The organism is Streptomyces sp. CA189, assembly GCF_056428985.1.
Map to the genome: position 1 here is coordinate 67,493 of NZ_JBWJVM010000035.1, position 17,718 is coordinate 85,210.

The 17,718-nt window shown below is 69.0% G+C and carries 17 protein-coding genes and 1 tRNA gene; 6 read left to right on the top strand and 12 right to left on the bottom strand.

Features of this window, described 5'->3' with window-relative positions; translation table 11 throughout:
- Window positions 1-87: 87 nt before the first annotated feature.
- The 7 genes from rho to AC061S_RS24760 all read right to left on the bottom strand — a co-directional run bounded on the left by rho (window position 88) and on the right by AC061S_RS24760 (window position 9,628).
- Entirely contained in the window at window positions 88-2,253 is a 2,166-nt protein-coding gene (rho, locus tag AC061S_RS24730; protein WP_478688089.1) for a transcription termination factor Rho, read from the bottom strand.
- 472 nt (window positions 2,254-2,725) lie between these two features.
- Window positions 2,726-3,652 carry a homoserine kinase gene (thrB, locus tag AC061S_RS24735; protein WP_243336217.1) on the bottom strand — a complete coding sequence of 309 codons (927 nt, stop codon included), beginning with the start codon at window positions 3,650-3,652 and terminating at the stop codon, window positions 2,726-2,728.
- Between the two features lie 378 nt (window positions 3,653-4,030).
- Window positions 4,031-5,101 (bottom strand): threonine synthase, encoded by a 1,071-nt coding sequence (thrC, locus tag AC061S_RS24740; RefSeq protein WP_478688090.1) that lies wholly within the window; start codon window positions 5,099-5,101, stop codon window positions 4,031-4,033.
- Window positions 5,102-5,107: 6 nt separating this feature from the next.
- Window positions 5,108-6,397, bottom strand: coding sequence for a homoserine dehydrogenase (locus AC061S_RS24745; protein WP_266912707.1), 1,290 nt, complete (start codon window positions 6,395-6,397; stop codon window positions 5,108-5,110).
- Window positions 6,398-6,558: 161 nt separating this feature from the next.
- Complete coding sequence (lysA, locus tag AC061S_RS24750) at window positions 6,559-7,950, bottom strand: diaminopimelate decarboxylase (protein ID WP_478688091.1); 1,392 nt, start codon at window positions 7,948-7,950, stop codon at window positions 6,559-6,561.
- 81 nt (window positions 7,951-8,031) lie between these two features.
- Window positions 8,032-9,039 carry an ArgS-related anticodon-binding protein NrtL gene (gene nrtL / locus AC061S_RS24755; RefSeq protein WP_478688092.1) on the bottom strand — a complete coding sequence of 336 codons (1,008 nt, stop codon included), beginning with the start codon at window positions 9,037-9,039 and terminating at the stop codon, window positions 8,032-8,034.
- Window positions 9,040-9,157: 118 nt separating this feature from the next.
- Window positions 9,158-9,628: a response regulator gene (locus tag AC061S_RS24760; protein WP_374323434.1), complete on the bottom strand. Its 471-nt coding sequence runs from the start codon at window positions 9,626-9,628 to the stop codon at window positions 9,158-9,160.
- 106 nt (window positions 9,629-9,734) lie between these two features.
- Here AC061S_RS24760 and AC061S_RS24765 point away from each other — a divergent pair.
- From AC061S_RS24765 to AC061S_RS24775, 3 genes are all read left to right on the top strand, one after another.
- Window positions 9,735-9,806 (top strand) — tRNA-Arg (locus AC061S_RS24765).
- Window positions 9,807-10,146: 340 nt separating this feature from the next.
- Window positions 10,147-11,130: an XdhC family protein gene (locus AC061S_RS24770; RefSeq protein ID WP_478688093.1), complete on the top strand. Its 984-nt coding sequence runs from the start codon at window positions 10,147-10,149 to the stop codon at window positions 11,128-11,130.
- Window positions 11,131-11,216: 86 nt separating this feature from the next.
- Window positions 11,217-11,621, top strand: a complete 405-nt coding sequence (locus tag AC061S_RS24775) for a DUF6479 family protein (protein ID WP_478688094.1) — start codon at window positions 11,217-11,219, stop codon at window positions 11,619-11,621.
- An 87-nt stretch (window positions 11,622-11,708) separates the two neighbouring features.
- Here the strand turns inward: AC061S_RS24775 and AC061S_RS24780 are convergent, their stop codons facing one another.
- Window positions 11,709-12,557: an ATP-dependent DNA ligase gene (locus AC061S_RS24780; RefSeq protein ID WP_478688095.1), complete on the bottom strand. Its 849-nt coding sequence runs from the start codon at window positions 12,555-12,557 to the stop codon at window positions 11,709-11,711.
- A 349-nt stretch (window positions 12,558-12,906) separates the two neighbouring features.
- On the opposite strand from AC061S_RS24780, the gene AC061S_RS24785 reads away from it, so the two are divergent.
- A complete protein-coding gene (locus tag AC061S_RS24785; RefSeq protein WP_478688096.1) occupies window positions 12,907-13,038 on the top strand; it encodes a hypothetical protein in 132 nt (43 codons plus the stop codon).
- A 12-nt stretch (window positions 13,039-13,050) separates the two neighbouring features.
- On the top strand, window positions 13,051-13,932 hold the full coding sequence (locus AC061S_RS24790) for a hypothetical protein (RefSeq protein ID WP_478688097.1): 882 nt from the start codon (window positions 13,051-13,053) through the stop codon (window positions 13,930-13,932).
- Window positions 13,933-14,077: 145 nt separating this feature from the next.
- Here the strand turns inward: AC061S_RS24790 and AC061S_RS24795 are convergent, their stop codons facing one another.
- Window positions 14,078-14,698 carry a hypothetical protein gene (locus AC061S_RS24795; protein WP_478688105.1) on the bottom strand — a complete coding sequence of 207 codons (621 nt, stop codon included), beginning with the start codon at window positions 14,696-14,698 and terminating at the stop codon, window positions 14,078-14,080.
- A 120-nt stretch (window positions 14,699-14,818) separates the two neighbouring features.
- Between AC061S_RS24795 and AC061S_RS24800 the strand changes: the two genes are divergently transcribed.
- On the top strand, window positions 14,819-15,349 hold the full coding sequence (locus AC061S_RS24800; RefSeq protein ID WP_478688098.1) for an SMI1/KNR4 family protein: 531 nt from the start codon (window positions 14,819-14,821) through the stop codon (window positions 15,347-15,349).
- Here AC061S_RS24800 and AC061S_RS24805 read toward each other — a convergent pair.
- The 3 genes from AC061S_RS24805 to AC061S_RS24815 all read right to left on the bottom strand — a co-directional run bounded on the left by AC061S_RS24805 (window position 15,275) and on the right by AC061S_RS24815 (window position 17,412).
- Window positions 15,275-15,931: an SMI1/KNR4 family protein gene (locus AC061S_RS24805; RefSeq protein ID WP_478688099.1), complete on the bottom strand. Its 657-nt coding sequence runs from the start codon at window positions 15,929-15,931 to the stop codon at window positions 15,275-15,277. The two genes, AC061S_RS24800 and AC061S_RS24805, sit on opposite strands and share 75 nt — an antisense overlap.
- Before the next feature lie 75 nt (window positions 15,932-16,006).
- Window positions 16,007-16,909: an ATP-dependent DNA ligase gene (locus AC061S_RS24810; RefSeq protein WP_478688100.1), complete on the bottom strand. Its 903-nt coding sequence runs from the start codon at window positions 16,907-16,909 to the stop codon at window positions 16,007-16,009.
- A 98-nt stretch (window positions 16,910-17,007) separates the two neighbouring features.
- Window positions 17,008-17,412 carry a hypothetical protein gene (locus AC061S_RS24815; protein ID WP_478688101.1) on the bottom strand — a complete coding sequence of 135 codons (405 nt, stop codon included), beginning with the start codon at window positions 17,410-17,412 and terminating at the stop codon, window positions 17,008-17,010.
- Window positions 17,413-17,718: the final 306 nt, after the last annotated feature.

The following is a 17,718-nucleotide window of genomic DNA, read 5'->3' on the forward strand; positions in this document are numbered from 1 at the left end:
CAGTAGGCCCGGACATGACGCGACCGCCCCCGTCGCGGGTGCGGCGGGGGCGGTCGGCGGTCACGCAGGTGGTGCTGCGGGGAGACGTCAGTCGTCGTTCTTGCCCGACGGGGTCGTCTTCGCGATCTGCATGAGGAACTCGGCGTTCGACTTCGTCTGCTTCATCTTGTCGAGGAGCAGCTCGATGGCCTGCTGCGAGTCGAGCGCGTGCAGCACCCGGCGCAGCTTCCAGACGATGGCGAGCTCCTCGCTGTTGAGGAGGATCTCCTCCTTGCGGGTGCCCGAGGGGTCCACGTCGACGGCCGGGAAGATGCGCTTGTCGGCGAGCTTCCGGTCGAGCTTGAGCTCCATGTTGCCGGTGCCCTTGAACTCCTCGAAGATCACCTCGTCCATGCGCGAGCCGGTGTCGACCAGCGCGGTGGCCAGGATGGTCAGCGAGCCGCCGTCCTCGATGTTGCGCGCGGCACCGAAGAAGCGCTTCGGCGGGTACAGCGCGGTCGAGTCGACACCACCGGACAGGATGCGGCCGGAGGCGGGGGCGGCGAGGTTGTACGCGCGTCCCAGGCGGGTGATGGAGTCCAGCAGGACGACCACGTCGTGACCCAGCTCGACGAGGCGCTTCGCGCGCTCGATGGCCAGCTCGGCGACGGTGGTGTGGTCCTCGGCCGGGCGGTCGAAGGTCGAGGAGATGACCTCGCCCTTCACCGACCGCTGCATGTCGGTGACCTCTTCCGGACGCTCGTCGACCAGGACGACCATCAGGTGGCACTCGGGGTTGTTGACCGTGATCGCGTTGGCGATCGCCTGCATGATCATGGTCTTACCGGTCTTCGGCGGAGCCACGATCAGACCGCGCTGGCCCTTACCGATCGGCGACACGAGGTCGATGATGCGGGTGGTCAGCACGCCCGGGTCGGTCTCCAGGCGGAGCCGGTCCTGCGGGTAGAGCGGGGTCAGCTTCTGGAACTCCGGGCGGCCGCGGCCGGATTCGGGCGCCATTCCGTTGACCGAGTCCAGGCGCACGAGCGCGTTGAACTTCTCGCGGCGCTCGCCGTCCTTGGGCTGACGGACCGCACCGGTGGTGTGGTCGCCCTTGCGCAGACCGGCCTTGCGGACCTGTGCGAGGGAGACGTACACGTCGTTCGGGCCGGGCAGGTAGCCCGAGGTCCGGATGAACGCGTAGTTGTCGAGGATGTCGAGGATGCCCGCGACGGGGATCAGGACGTCGTCGTCGGCGACCGGCGTCTCGACCGGGGCGAACTCGTCGCGTCCGCGACGGCCACGGCGGTCGCGGTAGCGGCCGCGACGGCCACGACGGCCGTCCTCGTCGAAGTCGTCCTGCGGGCCGTTGTCCTGACGGTCCCGCTCCTGGCGTCCGCCCTGCTGGCCCTGGCCGCCCTGGTTCGAACCCTGGCCCTGGCCGCGGCCGCCCTGCTGGCGGTCCTGACGGTCGGTCCGGTCCTGGCGGCCGCCCTGCTGGCCCTGGCCGGCCTGACCGGCCTGGCCCTGGCTCTGACCCTGGGCGCCCTGGCCCTGGTCGTCGGCCTTGGCACCGCGGTCACGGCGCTCGCGACGGCCGTCGGCGCGGTCGTTGCCCCGCTCGCGGCGGTCGCGGCGGCCGCGGCCCTCGCCGTCCTGGCCCTGGGCCTGGCCGGCGGGAGCGGTGGCGGCCTCGGCCTTCGCTTCGGCCTGTGCGGCCGGAGCGACGGTCTCGGGCTTCTGCTCCACCTGTACGGCGGCGGCGGGGGCCGAACCCTCGGGGCTGCCGGAGGGGGCGGTGGCACGCCGGCGGCGGCGCTCGCCGACCGGTGCGTCCTCTCCACCGCGCTCGGCTTCGCTCGCGCGGGAGGGGCCACCTGCGGGCTGGCCCGGGATGTCGATCTGGGCCTGCGCGGCGGTCTTCTCGGCGGGCGCCTCGGCGGCGGCCTCGCCCGTACGGGCCTTGCTGGTGGCGCGGCGCTTCGGCTTGGTCTCGCCGGCCTCGGCAGACGCCGCGGCGGGCGCGGAGGCCGCGGCCTTGGGGGCGCCGCTTCCCGCCTGCGCCTCCTTGATGACCTCGATCAGCTGGCCCTTGCGCATCCGCGCGGTGCCCCTGATGCCGAGGCCCGACGCGACCTGCTGGAGCTCGGCCAGGACCATGCCGTCAAGGCCGGTGCCGGAGCGGCGGCGCTTGGTCGGCGCGGCGCCCTCGGCGGGGGCACTGGTGTCGACGTTGGTGTCGGCAGCGCCCATCAGATCGGTGGTGTCGCTCACGAAGGGTCCTTCCCTGGAGCGGACGTCGGCCTGTCTGGCTCGGCGACCGGTTGTGCTGTCGACGGCAGTCCGTGATGAGGTGCGGACTGCAGCCGGGGCGGTGGTCCGCCGATAGAGATACGGCGGAGAGAAACGTGCAAACGTGCATGTGCGTGGGTGGTTCCGGCGAGAAGCCCCCGAGCTGGAAGCGTGGGAATATCACGCCGATTCCGGAGCGTGCTCGAAACTGCTGGCAGCGATCAAAGCAGTCGGGGAGGCTCCCGGAAGAAAGGTGGTCCCTGATAGGGACACTGAGCACCAAGCCATGGCGGCTTCGGATGCGCACTTGAGACTAACACTACCGGATCCAACAGACATTCCCCCTCTCCATCACCGGCTATCGAGCCCATCCGCGCGGGTTTCGCGCGGGCTCCGCGCGGGCGGCCTGCCCTGGCCGCCCGCCCCTGGCCGGCTGTGTCCTCTACTGCGCGGATCAGCCGCCCTGGGTTCCCAGCGGAAGTACGCTCGCGCCCGCGGCGTCGAGTGCGAGCCGGTTGGCCGCCCACCCCTCACCCGCGAGCCGTGCGACCTTGTCGGCCGCACCGTTGTCGACCAGCGCGAGGACCGTGGGGCCCGCGCCGGAGATCACCGCGGGAATGCCGTCCGCCCGCAGTCTGGCCACGAGCGCCACGCTCTCGGGCATGGCCGGGGACCGGTACTCCTGGTGGAGACGGTCCTCGGTGGCCGGCAGCAGGAACTCGGGACGCCTGGTCAGGGCCTCTACGAGCAGACCCGCGCGGCCCGCGTTGACGGCCGCGTCCACGTGCGGGACGGTGCGCGGCAGCAGGCCGCGCGCGGTCTCCGTCAGGACCGGCTTGGAGGGGACGAAGACCACCGGAACGATGGAATCGGCGGGCTCCATGCGGATCGCCTTGGCGCTGCCGCCGTCCATCCACGCGAGGGTGAAACCGCCGAGCAGGCAGGCGGCGACGTTGTCGGGGTGGCCCTCGATCTCGGTGGCCAGCTCCAGCAGCGCCGTGTCGTCGAGCTTGGCCTCTCCGCCTATGGTCACCGCGCGGGCGGCCACGATGCCCGCACAGATCGCGGCGGAGGAGGAGCCGAGACCACGGCCGTGCGGGATGCGGTTGGCGCAGACGACTTCGAGGCCGCGCGGCTGGCCGCCCAGCAGGTCGAAGGCGGTGCGCATGGAACGTACGAGGAGGTGGCTCTCGTCCCGCGGCAGGGTGTCGGCACCTTCGCCCGCGATGTCGATGTTCAGGCCGGAATCGGCCACGCGTACGACGACGTCGTCGTAAAGCCCCAAGGCCAGCCCGAAGGCGTCGAAGCCCGGGCCGAGGTTGGCACTGCTGGCGGGAACGCGCACCCGTACGGCGGCGGCGCGGAAGGCGGGACCGGCCATCTTCCGATGACACTCCTTGTGACTGTGCGAGACGGGATCTTCGCTGGCTCGCTGTGAATGTACTGGAGAACGTACGACACCCGAAGGCCCTGTGGGCAGCACCGCGGACATATGCGCGGCGGCGGATGTAAGTACAGCCTATCGAAGGAAGGTTCTTCTCCGACATAGGGCGCACAGCAGGCGCACGATGCGTGTCGTGGGCTCCGGCCGGATCCGGCCGGTTTCATACCGGGTTTCCGCCGTTTTTTGTGCCGTACGGCCCGAGTTGCCGGATTCCTCAGCCTTCGAGAGACTTCCGGAAAATCCGGCAACTCGGTTACTGCGGTACCACTGGGAGCTACGGCCGACCGTACTTCCGGGACGGCCCGCTGCTCCCGGTCAGACGAGACCGAGGCGGATGGCGGCGGCCTCCGCGTCGACCGGAATGGTGATCGGCTGCGGAGCGCCGGCGACCGCCCAGTCGGGGTCCTTCAGGCCGTTGCCGGTCACGGTGCACACGATCTTCTGGCCGGGGTCGACCAGACCGAGCTCGACGGCCTTGAGCAGACCGGCCACCGACGCGGCCGAGGCGGGCTCGACGAAGACGCCCTCCTGAGCGGCCAACAGGCGGTAGGCGGACAGGATCTGGCGGTCCGTCACCTCGTCGATGAAACCGCCCGACTCGTCCCGGGCCTGCAGGGCGTAGTCCCACGAGGCCGGGTTGCCGATGCGGATCGCGGTGGCGATGGTGTGCGGCTCCTTGACGATCTCGCCGCGCACGATCGGCGCGGAACCGGAGGCCTGGAAACCCCACACGCGGGGCGTACGGGAGGCCAGGCCATCGGCCTTGTACTCCTTGAAGCCCTTCCAGTACGCGGTGATGTTGCCGGCGTTGCCGACGGGCAGCACGTGGATGTCGGGGGCGTCGCCGAGCGCGTCCACGATCTCGAAGGCCGCCGTCTTCTGGCCCTCGATGCGTACCGGGTTGACGGAATTGACCAGCGCCACCGGGTAGTTGTCGGACAGCGCGCGGGCCAGATCCAGACAGTCGTCGAAGTTTCCGTCGACCTGAAGGATCTTGGCGCCGTGGATCAGGGCCTGGCCCATCTTGCCCAGCGCGATCTTGCCGCGGGGCACGAGGACGGCGCAGACCATCCCGGCGCGCACCGCGTAGGCGGCGGCGGAGGCCGACGTGTTGCCCGTGGAGGCGCAGATGACGGCCTTGGCGCCGTCCTCCTTGGCCTTGGTGATCGCCATGGTCATGCCGCGGTCCTTGAAGGACCCGGTGGGGTTGGCCCCCTCGACCTTGAGGTGTACCTCGCAGCCGGTGCGCTCGGAGAGCACCTGGGCGGGGACGAGGGGAGTGCCGCCCTCGCGGAGCGTGACCACCGGAGTCGTGGCCGTGACCGGCAGGCGGTCCCGGTACTCCTCGATGATGCCGCGCCACTGGTGGGTGCGATTGCTGCTCATGGGTCCTTACTCCCCTTCAACGCGCATGATGCTGGCGACACCGCGGACGGTGTCCAGCTTCCGCAGCGCCTCGACGGTCCCGGAGAGGGCGGCGTCGGGCGCACGGTGAGTGACGACGACGAGGGAGGCCTCGCCGTCCTTACCCTGCTGGCGGACGGTGTCGATGGAGACACCGTGCTCCGCGAAGGTGGTCGCCACCTGGGCGAGGACGCCCGGCTTGTCCGCCACATCGAGGCTGATGTGGTAGCGGGTGACGACGTCCCCCATGGGGCTGACCGGCAGCTGGGTGTACGCCGACTCGCCCGGCCCCTTTGCCTCGGCGAGCTTGTTGCGGCAGACGGCGACGAGGTCGCCGAGGACCGCGGACGCGGTCGGCGCGCCGCCCGCGCCCGGACCGTAGAACATGAGCCGGCCGGCGGCCTCCGCCTCGACGAACACCGCGTTGTACGCCTCGCGGACGGAGGCGAGCGGGTGGGTCAGCGGGATCATCGCCGGGTGGACGCGGGCGGTGACGGACTCGCCGTCGGCGGCGCGCTCCAGGATGGCGAGGAGCTTGATGGTGCAGCCCATGCGCTTGGCGGACGCGAAGTCGGCGGCGCTGACCTCGGTCATGCCCTCGCGGTAGACGTCGTCGAGGCGGACCCGGGTGTGGAAGGCGATTCCGGCCAGGATCGCGGCCTTGGCGGCGGCGTCGTAGCCCTCCACGTCGGCGGTGGGGTCGGCCTCGGCGTACCCGAGGGCGGTGGCCTCGTCGAGGGCCTCCTGGTACCCGGCGCCGGTGGAGTCCATCTTGTCGAGGATGAAGTTCGTCGTGCCGTTGACGATGCCCATCACCCGGTTGATCTTGTCGCCCGCGAGGGACTCGCGCATGGGGCGGACCAGCGGGATGGCGCCGGCGACGGCGGCCTCGTAGTACAGGTCCAGCCCGGCCGCCTCGGCGGCGGCGTGCAGCGCGGCGCCGTCCTGGGCGAGCAGCGCCTTGTTCGCCGAGACGACCGAGATGCCGTGCTCGAAGGCGGTGGTGATCAGGGTGCGGGCCGGCTCGATGCCGCCGATGACCTCGATCGCGACGTCGATGTCGCCGCGTTTGAGCAGCGCGGTCGCATCGGTGGTGACCAGGGCCGGGTCGATGCCCTCGCGCACCTTGGAGGGGCGGCGCACGGCGACGCCCGCGAGCTCGACGGGCGCGCCGATCCTGGCCGTCAGATCGTCGGCGTGCGTCGTCATGATGCGGGCAACTTCCGAGCCGACCACTCCACAGCCCAGCAGCGCCACCTTCAGCGGACGCGTACGCATCATTCGACCTACGCCTTTCGATCTTCACATCAGTACCTGTTGCGCGGTTTGCACCCCAGGTGTGAACCAGTCTCACTCAATGGACAACAGTTTCCACCCTCGGTCCATTGAGTGAGACACCTATTCCGGGGTCCGGGGGGCGTCCCCCAGAAGAATGCGTATCAGCCGAGGTCGAGACGCAGGAGATCCTCCTCCGTCTCCCGGCGGACGATGACACGCCCCTGGCCGTCGCGCACGGCGACGACGGGCGGGCGGAGCACGTGGTTGTAGTTGCTCGCCATCGAGCGGCAGTACGCGCCGGTGGCCGGGACCGCGAGGAGGTCCCCGGGGGCCAGGTCGGCGGGCAGGAACGCGTCCTTGACCACGATGTCGCCGCTCTCGCAGTGCTTGCCCACGACGCGCACGAGCATGGGCTCGGCGTCGGAGGTCCGGGAGACCAGGGTGACCGTGTACTCGGCGTCGTAGAGGGCCGTCCGGATGTTGTCGGACATCCCGCCGTCGACGGAGACGTACGTCCGCAGACCCTCCAGCGGCTTGATCGTCCCGACCTCGTAAAGGGTGAAGGCCGTCGGCCCCACGATCGCCCGTCCGGGTTCGACCGAGATCCGCGGGGCGCGCAGACCGGCCGCCTCGCACTCGCGGGCGACGATCTCGTGCAGGGCCTTCGCGATCTCGTGCGGCTCGCGCGGGTCGTCGGCGGAGGTGTAGGCGATGCCCAGCCCGCCGCCGAGGTCGATCTCGGGCAGCTCCACCCCGTGCTCGTCGCGCACCGCGGCGAGGAGCCGCACGACGCGCTTGGCGGAGACCTCGAAGCCGGCCATGTCGAAGATCTGCGAGCCGATGTGGGAGTGGACGCCGAGCAGCTCCAGGCTGTCGTGGCCCAGGGCGCGCCGTACGGCCTCGGCGGCCGACCCGTCGGCGACGGCGATCCCGAACTTCTGGTCCTCGTGCGCGGTGGCGATGAACTCGTGGGTGTGCGCCTCGACGCCCACGGTGACGCGGATCTGCACCGGCTGGCGCACGCCGAGCTCGCGGGCGGTGTGCGCGACGCGGGCGATCTCCTGGAAGGAGTCGAGCACGATCCGGCCGACGCCGGCCTCGATGGCGCGGGTGATCTCCGAGGTGGACTTGTTGTTGCCGTGGAAGGCGATCCGCCCGGCAGGCATCCCGGCGGCGAGCGCGGTGGCCAACTCCCCTCCAGAGCACACGTCGAGGTTGAGCCCCTCCTCCTTGAGCCACTTCACGACGGCCTTGGAGAGGAACGCCTTGCCCGCGTAGAAGACATCGGCGTCCGGCCCGAAGGCGTGCGCCCAGGCACGGCAGCGCGCCCGGAAGTCCTCCTCGTCGAGGAAGTAGGCGGGCGTACCGAACTCCTCGGCGAGACGGGTCACTTCGATGCCGCCGACGGTGACGACTCCCTCGGCGTTGCGGCTGACCGTGCGCGCCCAGATCTTCTCGTCGAGCGCGTTGAGGTCGGCGGGCGGCGGGGAGTAGTGGCCCTCGGGCATGACGTCGGCGTGGCGGGGCCCGGCGGGGTGTGCGGAACGGCTCATCTCGACATTCTCTCTTCGCAAATCATCCGGAACGCAGGCGAATCACATCGGATCCCATCCGATCACATGCGGTTCGCGGCATCACAGGTGGTGGTCGGGCACGTCTATGCCGAGCAGGGCCAGGCCGCCGGCCAGCACCGTCCCGGCGGCTTCGGCAAGGGCCAGCCGGGCACGGTGGGCGGCCGAGGGTTTCTCGTCCCCCTTGGGCAGGACGTGGTACTGGAAGTCGAGCAGGGCGTCGGCGATCACGACGAGCTGCCGGACGAGCCGCTCGGGCGCACGGTGGTGCGCGGCGGCTTCGAGCACGAGGGGATGGTCGAGAAGAGCACCGAGCAGGACGTCGGCGCCGTGCGCCTCTCCCGGCTCCCCGGGCTCACCGGGCTCGGCTCGGAACCCCAACTGCCCGGCATTGCGGGTCAGTGCCCGCACCCGGTCATGGGCGTACCGCACCCGGAAGAACTCGCTCGACTCGTCCTGGACGAGCAGCCACGCGGGAAACACGGGGGTCTCGTGCCCGGGGACGCAGAGCATCGCCCAGGCGGCGGCGTCGGCCCCGTAGCGGGAGCGGACGTCCCCGTCCCGCTTGGCCACGGGGGCGATGCGGGGGGCGGCGGCACGCTCTCCCCCCACCCCCTGACTGCGCACGATCCGCTGCACGGCCGCGTGCACCACACGCTCGCGCAGGGCCGCGCCGGAGGCGTCGACGAGCCCGGGGGTCGCGGGGGTCCGGCGCCCCTCGGGGGCGAAGCCGTACAGCTCCCCACCAGCCCGAATGCCCCGTACCAGCTCCCCAACGGAACTCTCTGCGAGTACGAAGTTCAGGAACCCGGCGCCGGTGATCTCCACGCGCTCGATCCCGGGCAGGCCCGCCAGCCGCGGAGCCAGCACCTCGGCCACTCCACGGGGCGCGACCCCGGCACCCTTCGCCACCCCGAACGCGACGGGCGAGGCGTAGTCCCCCACTCCCCCGGGCCGGGTCCGCTCGACGACGACCCGCTCGGGTACGACCACACCCGCGGGCAGCTCCCCGTCCTCGACGGCGCGGCGCAGGGCGCGCACGACGGAACGGGAGAGGTCAACGGGGGTCACGTGACCAGCCTAGGCGAGAAGCCCCCACGTCATGCGAAGGGTTTCGCCATGTGAACAGCGGGCCCCGAAGAAGGGGCCGGAAGAGCCGGAAGGACCGGAAGGTCCTGAGGGGAAGGGGTCATCCCCTCCCCCTACCGGCGGGAGCACCCTTCCTCTCCCTCCGGTCGCGGCGCTCGATGAGCCGGTGCACGACCCGCACCAGCTCCGCGGGCTCGAAGGGCTTGGCGAGGAAGGCGTCCACGCCGGCGGCGATCCCGGCCTCGACCTCGTTCTGCGTACAGGCACTCACGATCGCAACGGGCAGGTGCCGCGTCCTCGGGTCGGCCCGCAACTGCGCGGCAGCCCCGAACCCGTCCAGGCGGGGCATGACCACATCAAGGGTGATCACATCGGGGAGCACGTGATGAACAACGTCCAGGCACTCGGCACCATCGTTCGCGGTCACGACCTCGAAGCCCTCCAGCTCGAGATTGACCTTGATCAGCTGCCGGATGACCTTGTTGTCGTCGACAACAAGCACCCGGCCCGAGGCGCCCGACACAACTCGAGAGTAGGTCCGCCCCGGCCCCCGCGTCCGGGTTTTTGCCACTTCCACCCCCTCCGGGCGACCCACGTCCCCCTCCCCGTCAATCCGTTCCTGATCACCGTCCGGAAGCTGGTAGTGTTCAACCCGTCGCCGCAACACCAGCGACAGCGCCCCCGTAGCTCAGGGGATAGAGCAACGGCCTCCGGAGCCGTGTGCGCAGGTTCGAATCCTGCCGGGGGCACTTCGCAGGAAGTGCCCAAGACCCCGCCATCAGCGAGTTCGCTGAGAACGGGGTCTTCGCGTATGTGCAGTCGGCCGCCGTGTCGGGCAAACCGCCCCCGGTCGCCTCCCGTTGGTCGTCGAGGCGCTTCGCCTGGTGAACGGGCCGTCCTCTTCTCGTGCTCCCGGGCTCTCGGCACCCTCTCGTTCCGGTGGTCCGTACGAAGGACCTGGGGGTGGGTCTGTGGGTTTTGGGGGGTGGGGGGCGGGGGTGCGCGTGCGTAGGTTGGAGGTGAGGCCACTTTGGGTTGCTGGTCTGGGGCTTTGTGGCGTGCTCTGACGGTGAGGATGGGGCGGCGCGGATGCGTGACTTGGTGGAGACGGCGCGGCAGTGGGTGGCCGAGGGGCGGGTCGGGTTCCTGGCCCGGCCCGTGACCGAGCAGGGGTTCGGGCCGCGGGATCCGGCCGGGGCCGTGCTCGTGGATGCGCGCGGGGAGTGCGTCGGGGCCCTGTACCGGGGGGTGTTCGACGCCGAGCTCGTCGCGGAGGCCGCGGCCATGGGGGCCGGGGTGACCGCCCGGGTGTGTGAGGTTTCCGTGGGGGCCGGGGAAGCTGTCGAGGCCAAGCTGACGTGTGGCGGGCAGGCCGAGGTGCTGTTGCAGCCGCTCGGCGCGATTCCCGCCGAGTGGTGGGAGCTGCTCGGGCAGGGGGTCGGCGTCGCGCTGGTGACCCAGCTCAACGAGCGGGCGAATCAGGCCGTCAGTGTCGTGGTGCGGGGGGCCGACCAGCCTTCCGGTGACGCCGAGCGGCGGGCCGGCGAGCTGCTGCGGACGCGGCGGCCCGGTCGGGACGCGCTGTACGCGGGCTCCGGACTGGTGCTCGTGGAGGCGTACCCCTCGGCTCCGTACGTGGTGATCGGCGGGGGCGGGGAGCTGGCCGAGGTCATCGAGGCGCAGGCCCGGCTACTCGGGTGGGAGGTGAGTGTCGTCGCGTCCGTCGGAGAGGCGGAGAAGCTGCTCGACGCGCGGAGGGACGCTGCTTGCCTGGCCATGCTGAGCCATGATCCGGACTTCGACGTGCCGACGCTGCGCACCGCGCTCGCGCTCGGGATTCCGTACGTCGGCGCGCTCGGCTCCCGCAAGACCACCGCGCGGCGCCGCGAGGGACTGCTCGCGGCGGGGGTGAGCGAGGAGCGGCTGCGGACGGTGCACGGGCCGATCGGGCTGGATCTGGGCGGGCAGACCCCGGCGGAGACGGCGCTTGCCATCTGTGCGGAGATCCTGGCGGTGCTCGGGGGGCGCGAGGTGCGTGGCGTGCGGGACGCGGACGGACCGCTCAAGGGCTGAGCCGATCCGACCTCCGCATCGCATGACACCCCACCGCACCGGCGGCCATGGGGTGGAAAAGTCGCTGATGCGGGAAAATAGGTTGTATGGACACGACTCTGATCTTCCTCGCGGTGGACAGAACACTGACCAACATCGCGTGGTTCCTGGTCGTCGGGCTCATCGTGGTCGGCTTCCTGCTCGGCGGTTTCATGCTGGGCAAGCGGGTCCGGGCACAGGAACCCGCACCCCCCACTCCCGAGAGCCAGCCGCACCTGCCCGAGGGCGGTGCCGTGCACGAGGTGCGCGAGGAACGGGACTACGTGGAGTTCCCCGAGAGCGGGCTGCGCCCGCACGAGATGCAGGGCTACGGAAACTTCGGCTCCACCACCTCACTCCATCCGGAGGAGGTCCGGGCCCGGCGGGAATCGGGCCACAGGCACGTCGAAGGGCCGGGCCCGCACCCGCAGCCCGGATCTCCGCCCAACTCGGGGCGGGGTGCGCACGACTGATCCGCATGGACGACTGATCCGCCGAGGACGATCGGTCCCGCCGATCCAGTAGCCGACCCGCTGACCCGTGGCGAACCGCGCCGCGGGTCAGAGGTCTGTGCGCAGGCGCAGCACCTCCGGGGGCGGGTGGCGGGTCGAGGCGTGCCGGACCTCGGCCGTCAGGGGCGGGTCCAGGGGGTGGAAGGGGACCTCGCCCAGGCCGATGGCCGTGATGGTGGCGCCCTGAGAGGTGCGCGGGGTGCGCCCGGCCACCGCCGCCGCCACCTCGGCGCGCAGCGCCGCCGTCAGCGGGCTCGACACCAGCGGGGTCTCGTCCCCGACCGGCAGGACCAGGACGAGGGCAAGCGGGCGGGCGGCGGTGCCCGTGTAGCCGACCACCGCCGCGTCGCGGACGTTGGTGTGGCGGAGCTTTTGCCAGCCCCGCCGGCCGGCGGGGTAGGGCTGGTCCAGCCGTTTGACGACCAGGCCCTCGATGCCGCTGGCGGGCAGGGTCTCGTACCAGGTCTCCGCCAGCTCCGGGTCCGTGGTCATCGGGACCGGCTGGAGCGGCGGGCCCAGGGGCAGGAGGAGGTCTACGAGGAGGGCGCGCCGGCGTTCGTAGGGACGGGCGCGCAGGTCCAGTCCGGCCAGTTCCAGTACGTCGAAGGCCGCGTACGAGGCCGGCAGCGTCTGGGCCAGCACGGCGGCCCGCGCGGCCGAGGCGGCGGCGGCCCGGCGCTGTACGAGCGCGAAGTCGGTGCGGCCCGCGTGCCAGACCACCACCTCCCCGTCGAGCACCGTCCCGGCGGGCAGCTGGTGCGCAGCCGCCGCCAGGTCGGGGAAGGCCGCGGTGACGATCCGGCCGGAGCGGGCCTGCAGGGCCACCCCGTCGGCGGTGCGGATGACGACGAGGCGGTGACCGTCGTTCTCCAGACTTCGATGTGTCTCATGAGACACACGATGGGCGTCAGCGCGGGGACGGGCGCCCGTCTGTTTCTAGCGGGTTGCAGGAGAGCCGGTACGACGGGGATTTGGGGAGCCACTGGTTTGGGCGGTGAGTTTGGGAGCCACCCGGTGTGATGGTGTATGACATGCCGCTGTTGGCGTAATGAGCCCTTTGGGCTGTTTGGCCGTTCAACCTGTGCTTGTTGATCACGGTCTTGTCAGGAGACCTGGACCGGTGCGCACAGGTCACGTGAGTGGATCTTTGAGTGGAGCCGCCGGGGCAAGCGGCTCGATCCGGCGTTGTCGGGTCGTTGCCGGCCCAGCGGTATCGGGTGTCGCGGAACACGGTGGCGAAGGCGGCGTGTCCGGTGCCGGCGAAGCGGAGAAGCCGCCGCCGCGCGAGAGCGTGCTGGAGCCGGTGACGGGCTTCATTGACGCGATGCTGCGCTCGGATCTGGTGGCACCGACAAAGCAGAAGCACACCATCCCTTGAACAATGCTTTGGGTGAATGAGACACAACAGCTGATTACAGAGGGTGCAGACATGAGCGGCCCGCAGAGCCTTGGCGAGCAGCATGAAGGAGCCGGAACGGCGGGCCCCTTCCGAGACAAGAATCAGATTGCGTGGGAAGTGGCATGTCTGTTCGTTGGTGCAGTTCTAGGTCTCGGGCTTCAGATCGGATGGGAACTGCTTGACAAGTCGATCTTGAATAGGCCACCGACTCCAGCAGAGAAGGCGCAGAAGCTCGATGTTGGGAAGTCCGAGGAGTTCTTTCGAGACACTTTGGGAGAGGTGAGGGACGAGAGCGTTTTGAAAAGTGAGGACGGGTTGCATGTATTCATCTGGGATGGCGATGACTATCTCATCAAGGCCATCTCGGATTCGGGTCGTACAGTCGTCGCATACTCCCTGACGGCAAAGACGGATAAGTTCATTCCAAAGCCTCCGAAGCCTGAGGAACGGCCAGAGGGAGAGGAAATGGGACGCAACCTGGGGAAGCCTTTCGAAAATCTGGTTGGTTCTGCCCACTTCTTTGACGTATCCGCCGGCGGAACCCGGTCCGAGTGGCGTTGGGCTGAAGTGCATGGGCCTGCGGGTGCCACCAGAGAGAAGACTTACCTCTTCGCCGCTAAGTACAACGAGTACCGAGGGGCAGAGCGGGAGCCTACTACCGGAACCTCGCTAACAGATTTGCTTATCCGGGCCGAACGCATCCCGGGAAATAATTGCGTGGGCGAATACTGTGAGTTGACTGACGCTGAGAACAATCCCGACATCGCCGAGGTGCGTCGACGGCTGACTGTGTCCACGGTCGCTGTACTCCAGGAAGGATTCGAACTGAAACAGCTACCCGCGGGCTTTGAGTTTGGCCTTCCCGGGACATAAACGCGAGGTGCCTAGGGGGCAGCGAAGCGTTGGTTAACGCAGGGCCGCACGCCTGGGCCTGGCTGATGCCATCACACCCGCGAACACTCCCGCCTCCTTGAAAGCACCACCAGATGTCACCCGATAGCGGTGGCTCCCACCCGTCTCAGCCCTGGGACTCTGGCAGCGGGGCGGTGATGACCAGGCCCTCGTCGAGCTTCGCGACCACGGCAGCAGCGAGGGGCGGAACGTAGTGGGTAGCCCACTGCTCGACGGAATCCAGGAAACCGACGAGACGCTCCTGAACGGAGCCCAGGAGTTCCTGCAGCTGAGCCCGAGGTATGTCGATGGGGAGCCCCTCCGGATGGTCCGCATCGGGCCACAGCCGGACGATCTCCCCGACATGCTCGACGCGTGGTGCGGGGTCGTGCCCAAGCCACGGCTCCTCGCCGTTCATCAGATCAAGCCAGTCCCGCCAGTTCTCCATGCCGAAGCAGCATCCTGGTGGTCCGGTAACTCCGGTGGCGGCGTCCCGGATCCTCAGGCCCCCGGGAGCGATGACGCACTCCGCTGTCGCCAGTCGGCCGACCTGTTCCATGGCGTCCACGGGGTCGTGGGCTCCACGCTCGCGATGCCCCTTGTTGTAGTTGGTGAGGATCGCCATGGCAGTGCCGACCTCTTGGGGCGACAGCTGGCCGGACAGGGCCAGGAGACGGTCTGGGGGTGAGTCGGCGATGGGCCACAGAGCGAAGTCGGCGGCTTCGTAGGTTTCCAGCACGGCATCCATGATCAGCACGCCTCCAGTGTCGCCGTCAGCTCATGCGGACGCCTCGCCTTTCTGGGGGAGGTTCGACTTGCCGGTGTCCCGAGTCGGTCCCGTCCGGCGACGGCTCGTAGGATGCCGGCCGTGGCGCGATTCAGCGAAGTCAAGGCAGCCTTGTGGAGCGGCGGAACGTACGGTGTCCAGCCGTCGCTGACGGACGAGGTCGTCAGGGACGCCGAGCAGGCGCTCGGCCTGGCGCTTCCTTTCTCGTTGCTCGATCTCTTGCGAGTCCAGAACGCTGGCAAGGTGTCCTCTGACTGGAACGCCTTTCCGACCCTCCAGCCGACTTCATGGAGTGCGGACCATGTGCCTTTCGGTGAACTGATGGGAATCGGTCCCCGAGAGCGGACGGCCTCTGCGCTGGCCACCCCGTACCTGGTTGAGGAATGGGACCTGCCCTCACCGATTGTGCTGATCTCCGGCGACGGCCACTATTGGATCGCACTCGACTACCGGGAGTGTGGAAGGCGGGGGGAGCCCTCGGTCATATGGCTCGATGCCGACCTTGATTCTGAGCTGCAGCTTGCCGTGGACTTCCGATCATTTGTCGAAGGTCTCAGTTCCGTCGCGAGCTTCGGAACCGACGGCGGCTCCGGACCCGGTGGCCTGTCTTGACGCAGTGACGCGAGGGCCCCACGGGGCAGTCGCGGCGAGGCAGGGGGACGTCAGCTCCAGGGCGCGATTGTCTTGGCCGACCGCCATGTGGTCGAGCCAGCGTTCATACCAGTCGAGGAAGTCTTTGGCAGAGGACACGTTCGGCCCCCAGAAGCCATCGGAATTCCCGGTCAGGATGCGTCCGGTGAGTGGGCCCGTCACGGCGATGAGGCAGAGGTCCGTGCAACCCATCTCGATGATGTGCAGGAACAAGTCACGCTCCTGCTCGCCGCGATGTGCTGGAGTGAAGCCACGGGGAGCCTCCGGTGCCTCTCGAGGGTCCATCGTGAACAGCCGGCAGTTCTCCAGCGGGATGAAGCCGTAGAACGGTGATGCTCCGGTCGCGCCAAGACTTGTGAGGAACTGCCGGTAGGGATCCGGAAGGTCGATGCGGTGCTCAGCTTCGAATGCGCTGACCTGCGCTTCGCTCAGGCGTGGGCCGAGTCGAAACGCGTGGTGCTCTTCACCGAAGGAGTGGCTGCGGCGCGGCTGAAACGGGATCTGGGCCAGCTTGCGCCGCAACCGGGTTATGCGCGAGTCCATGGGAACTCTTCTCTCGTCGCCCACAACCTATCGCGCTCGCTTCGGGCACGGGGGTCGGGCTCGGCATCCGGCGCCTCACCCATCGAACCGGACACGCACGAACTTGGCTGTCTCGTGGCGACCGACCGTCTCGCGGACTTCAACCAGGACGGGCTCGATGACCACCGTCACGGTCCCGTGATCGGGATGTTCTGTCCGGGCGCCCAGGAGACCGCGTACCGATTCCCCGACTTGTCGTGCTTGCATCCCTGTCAGGCGTGGAGAGGTCTTCACCGTTCGCCCGTCGGACAACTCCACGAGAACGCCGTGCGGTCGCTCCACCGGGCCGAATACGCCGATGATCCTGCCGTCTCGGGTATCGGAGTGCCTGATCTTTCTCCAAGCCCATGTCTCTCCGGCCTGATAGGTCGAACTGAGTGACTTCGCCACGATTCCTTCGACGCCCACGGCCCCCATCTCGCGAAACCAGAGGCGCGCGGTCTCTTCGTCCAGTGTTGCCAGCACACGCTGAAGCGGGGGCTCGGCGTCGACCAGAGCTCCGCCGAGAAGCTCCCACCTCTTTGCCAAGGGCAGAGCCCTGACGTCCTTCCCTGGGACGGCGAGGATGTCGAAGGCGATGTAGTAGACCGGAATTCCCGACCGCTCGCGATCGGCGCGGGACCGAAGGAGATCAGTGAAGGTCAGTCGCCCGTCACGGTAGGCGCAGAGCTCCCCGTCCAGGACGATTCCAGGCGGTAGATTCTCTTGCAGGTATGCGGAAACCTGCGGGAACTCTCTGGTGAGGTCCCTCCCGGATCGCGACTGCAAGAACACTCTTCCGCTCTCCAGGATGAAGGCGAGCGCGCGGAACCCATCCAGCTTGAGGGAGTACTGAAGACCCCCCGGCATACTGTCCTGGTCAGGGATCTCATCGGCTGGCCGCGGACGCATGACATCTAGGGGCGGTTGAAGGATCACCGTCGGCGAGCTCTCATCCATTCCGCCAGGGTCTGTCTGCCCGGTCTTCGGAACGGAGTGGGGCTCGCCGGTCCGGTTGGTCTGTCACCGGAACAGCCTCACCTGCGCGGGCTCGAAGGTCATTCACGGATGGCGTGAGCGCGGTGCAGTGGGATGACGAGGGCCGATCGCTTGGCCAGTTGTTCGCGGAATGCCGCGTTCTCGGCCAGCAGAGTCGCGATGACGGTGGCAGCAGCGTCGACCTGGTCCTCGAGCAGTCGGCATTCCTGGCGGCTTTTGCGGAGCTTGCTGCGAACCTCCATGAGTTCCTCGCGCCGCTGTCGATCCAGGGCGCCGGCCGGGCTCTCGTCGACTCTCCTGTCCCATTCGGCGAGGACTGAGGTTGCGCGGTTCATGGTGGCTCGGCTGATGCCGGCCTCGCGCCAGAGATTGTTCTTGGTGAGTGCGCCGTCGGTTCGGTTCGGCTTGCCCGACAGGAGCCGTTCCATGGCTTCCTGGAGCGCTTGCTCGGCCTTGGGTGACACGGTCACTGGTCTGCCCTCTTGATCATGAGCTCGACATCCTGCAGTTGCGCGCCGAGCAGGGCCCGCCGGTTCTTGGGAATCTTGGGTGTGTCCAGCAGCCTGAGCAAGGAGGAACGTTCGGCCTGCCAGATGGGCAGGTGCTCAGGACCGAGGACGCTGTTGGCGCACCGGGATGGCTGCTGAACTTGATTGGGTGATGTCGGGTTGATCGTGGTCAGTCGTCCATGATCAGACCGGTTCCTGCGAGGCATCCGTCGACGAGGTGTGGTCGGTACTGGATCTGCTTGAGGCTTCGCTTCACGGCTT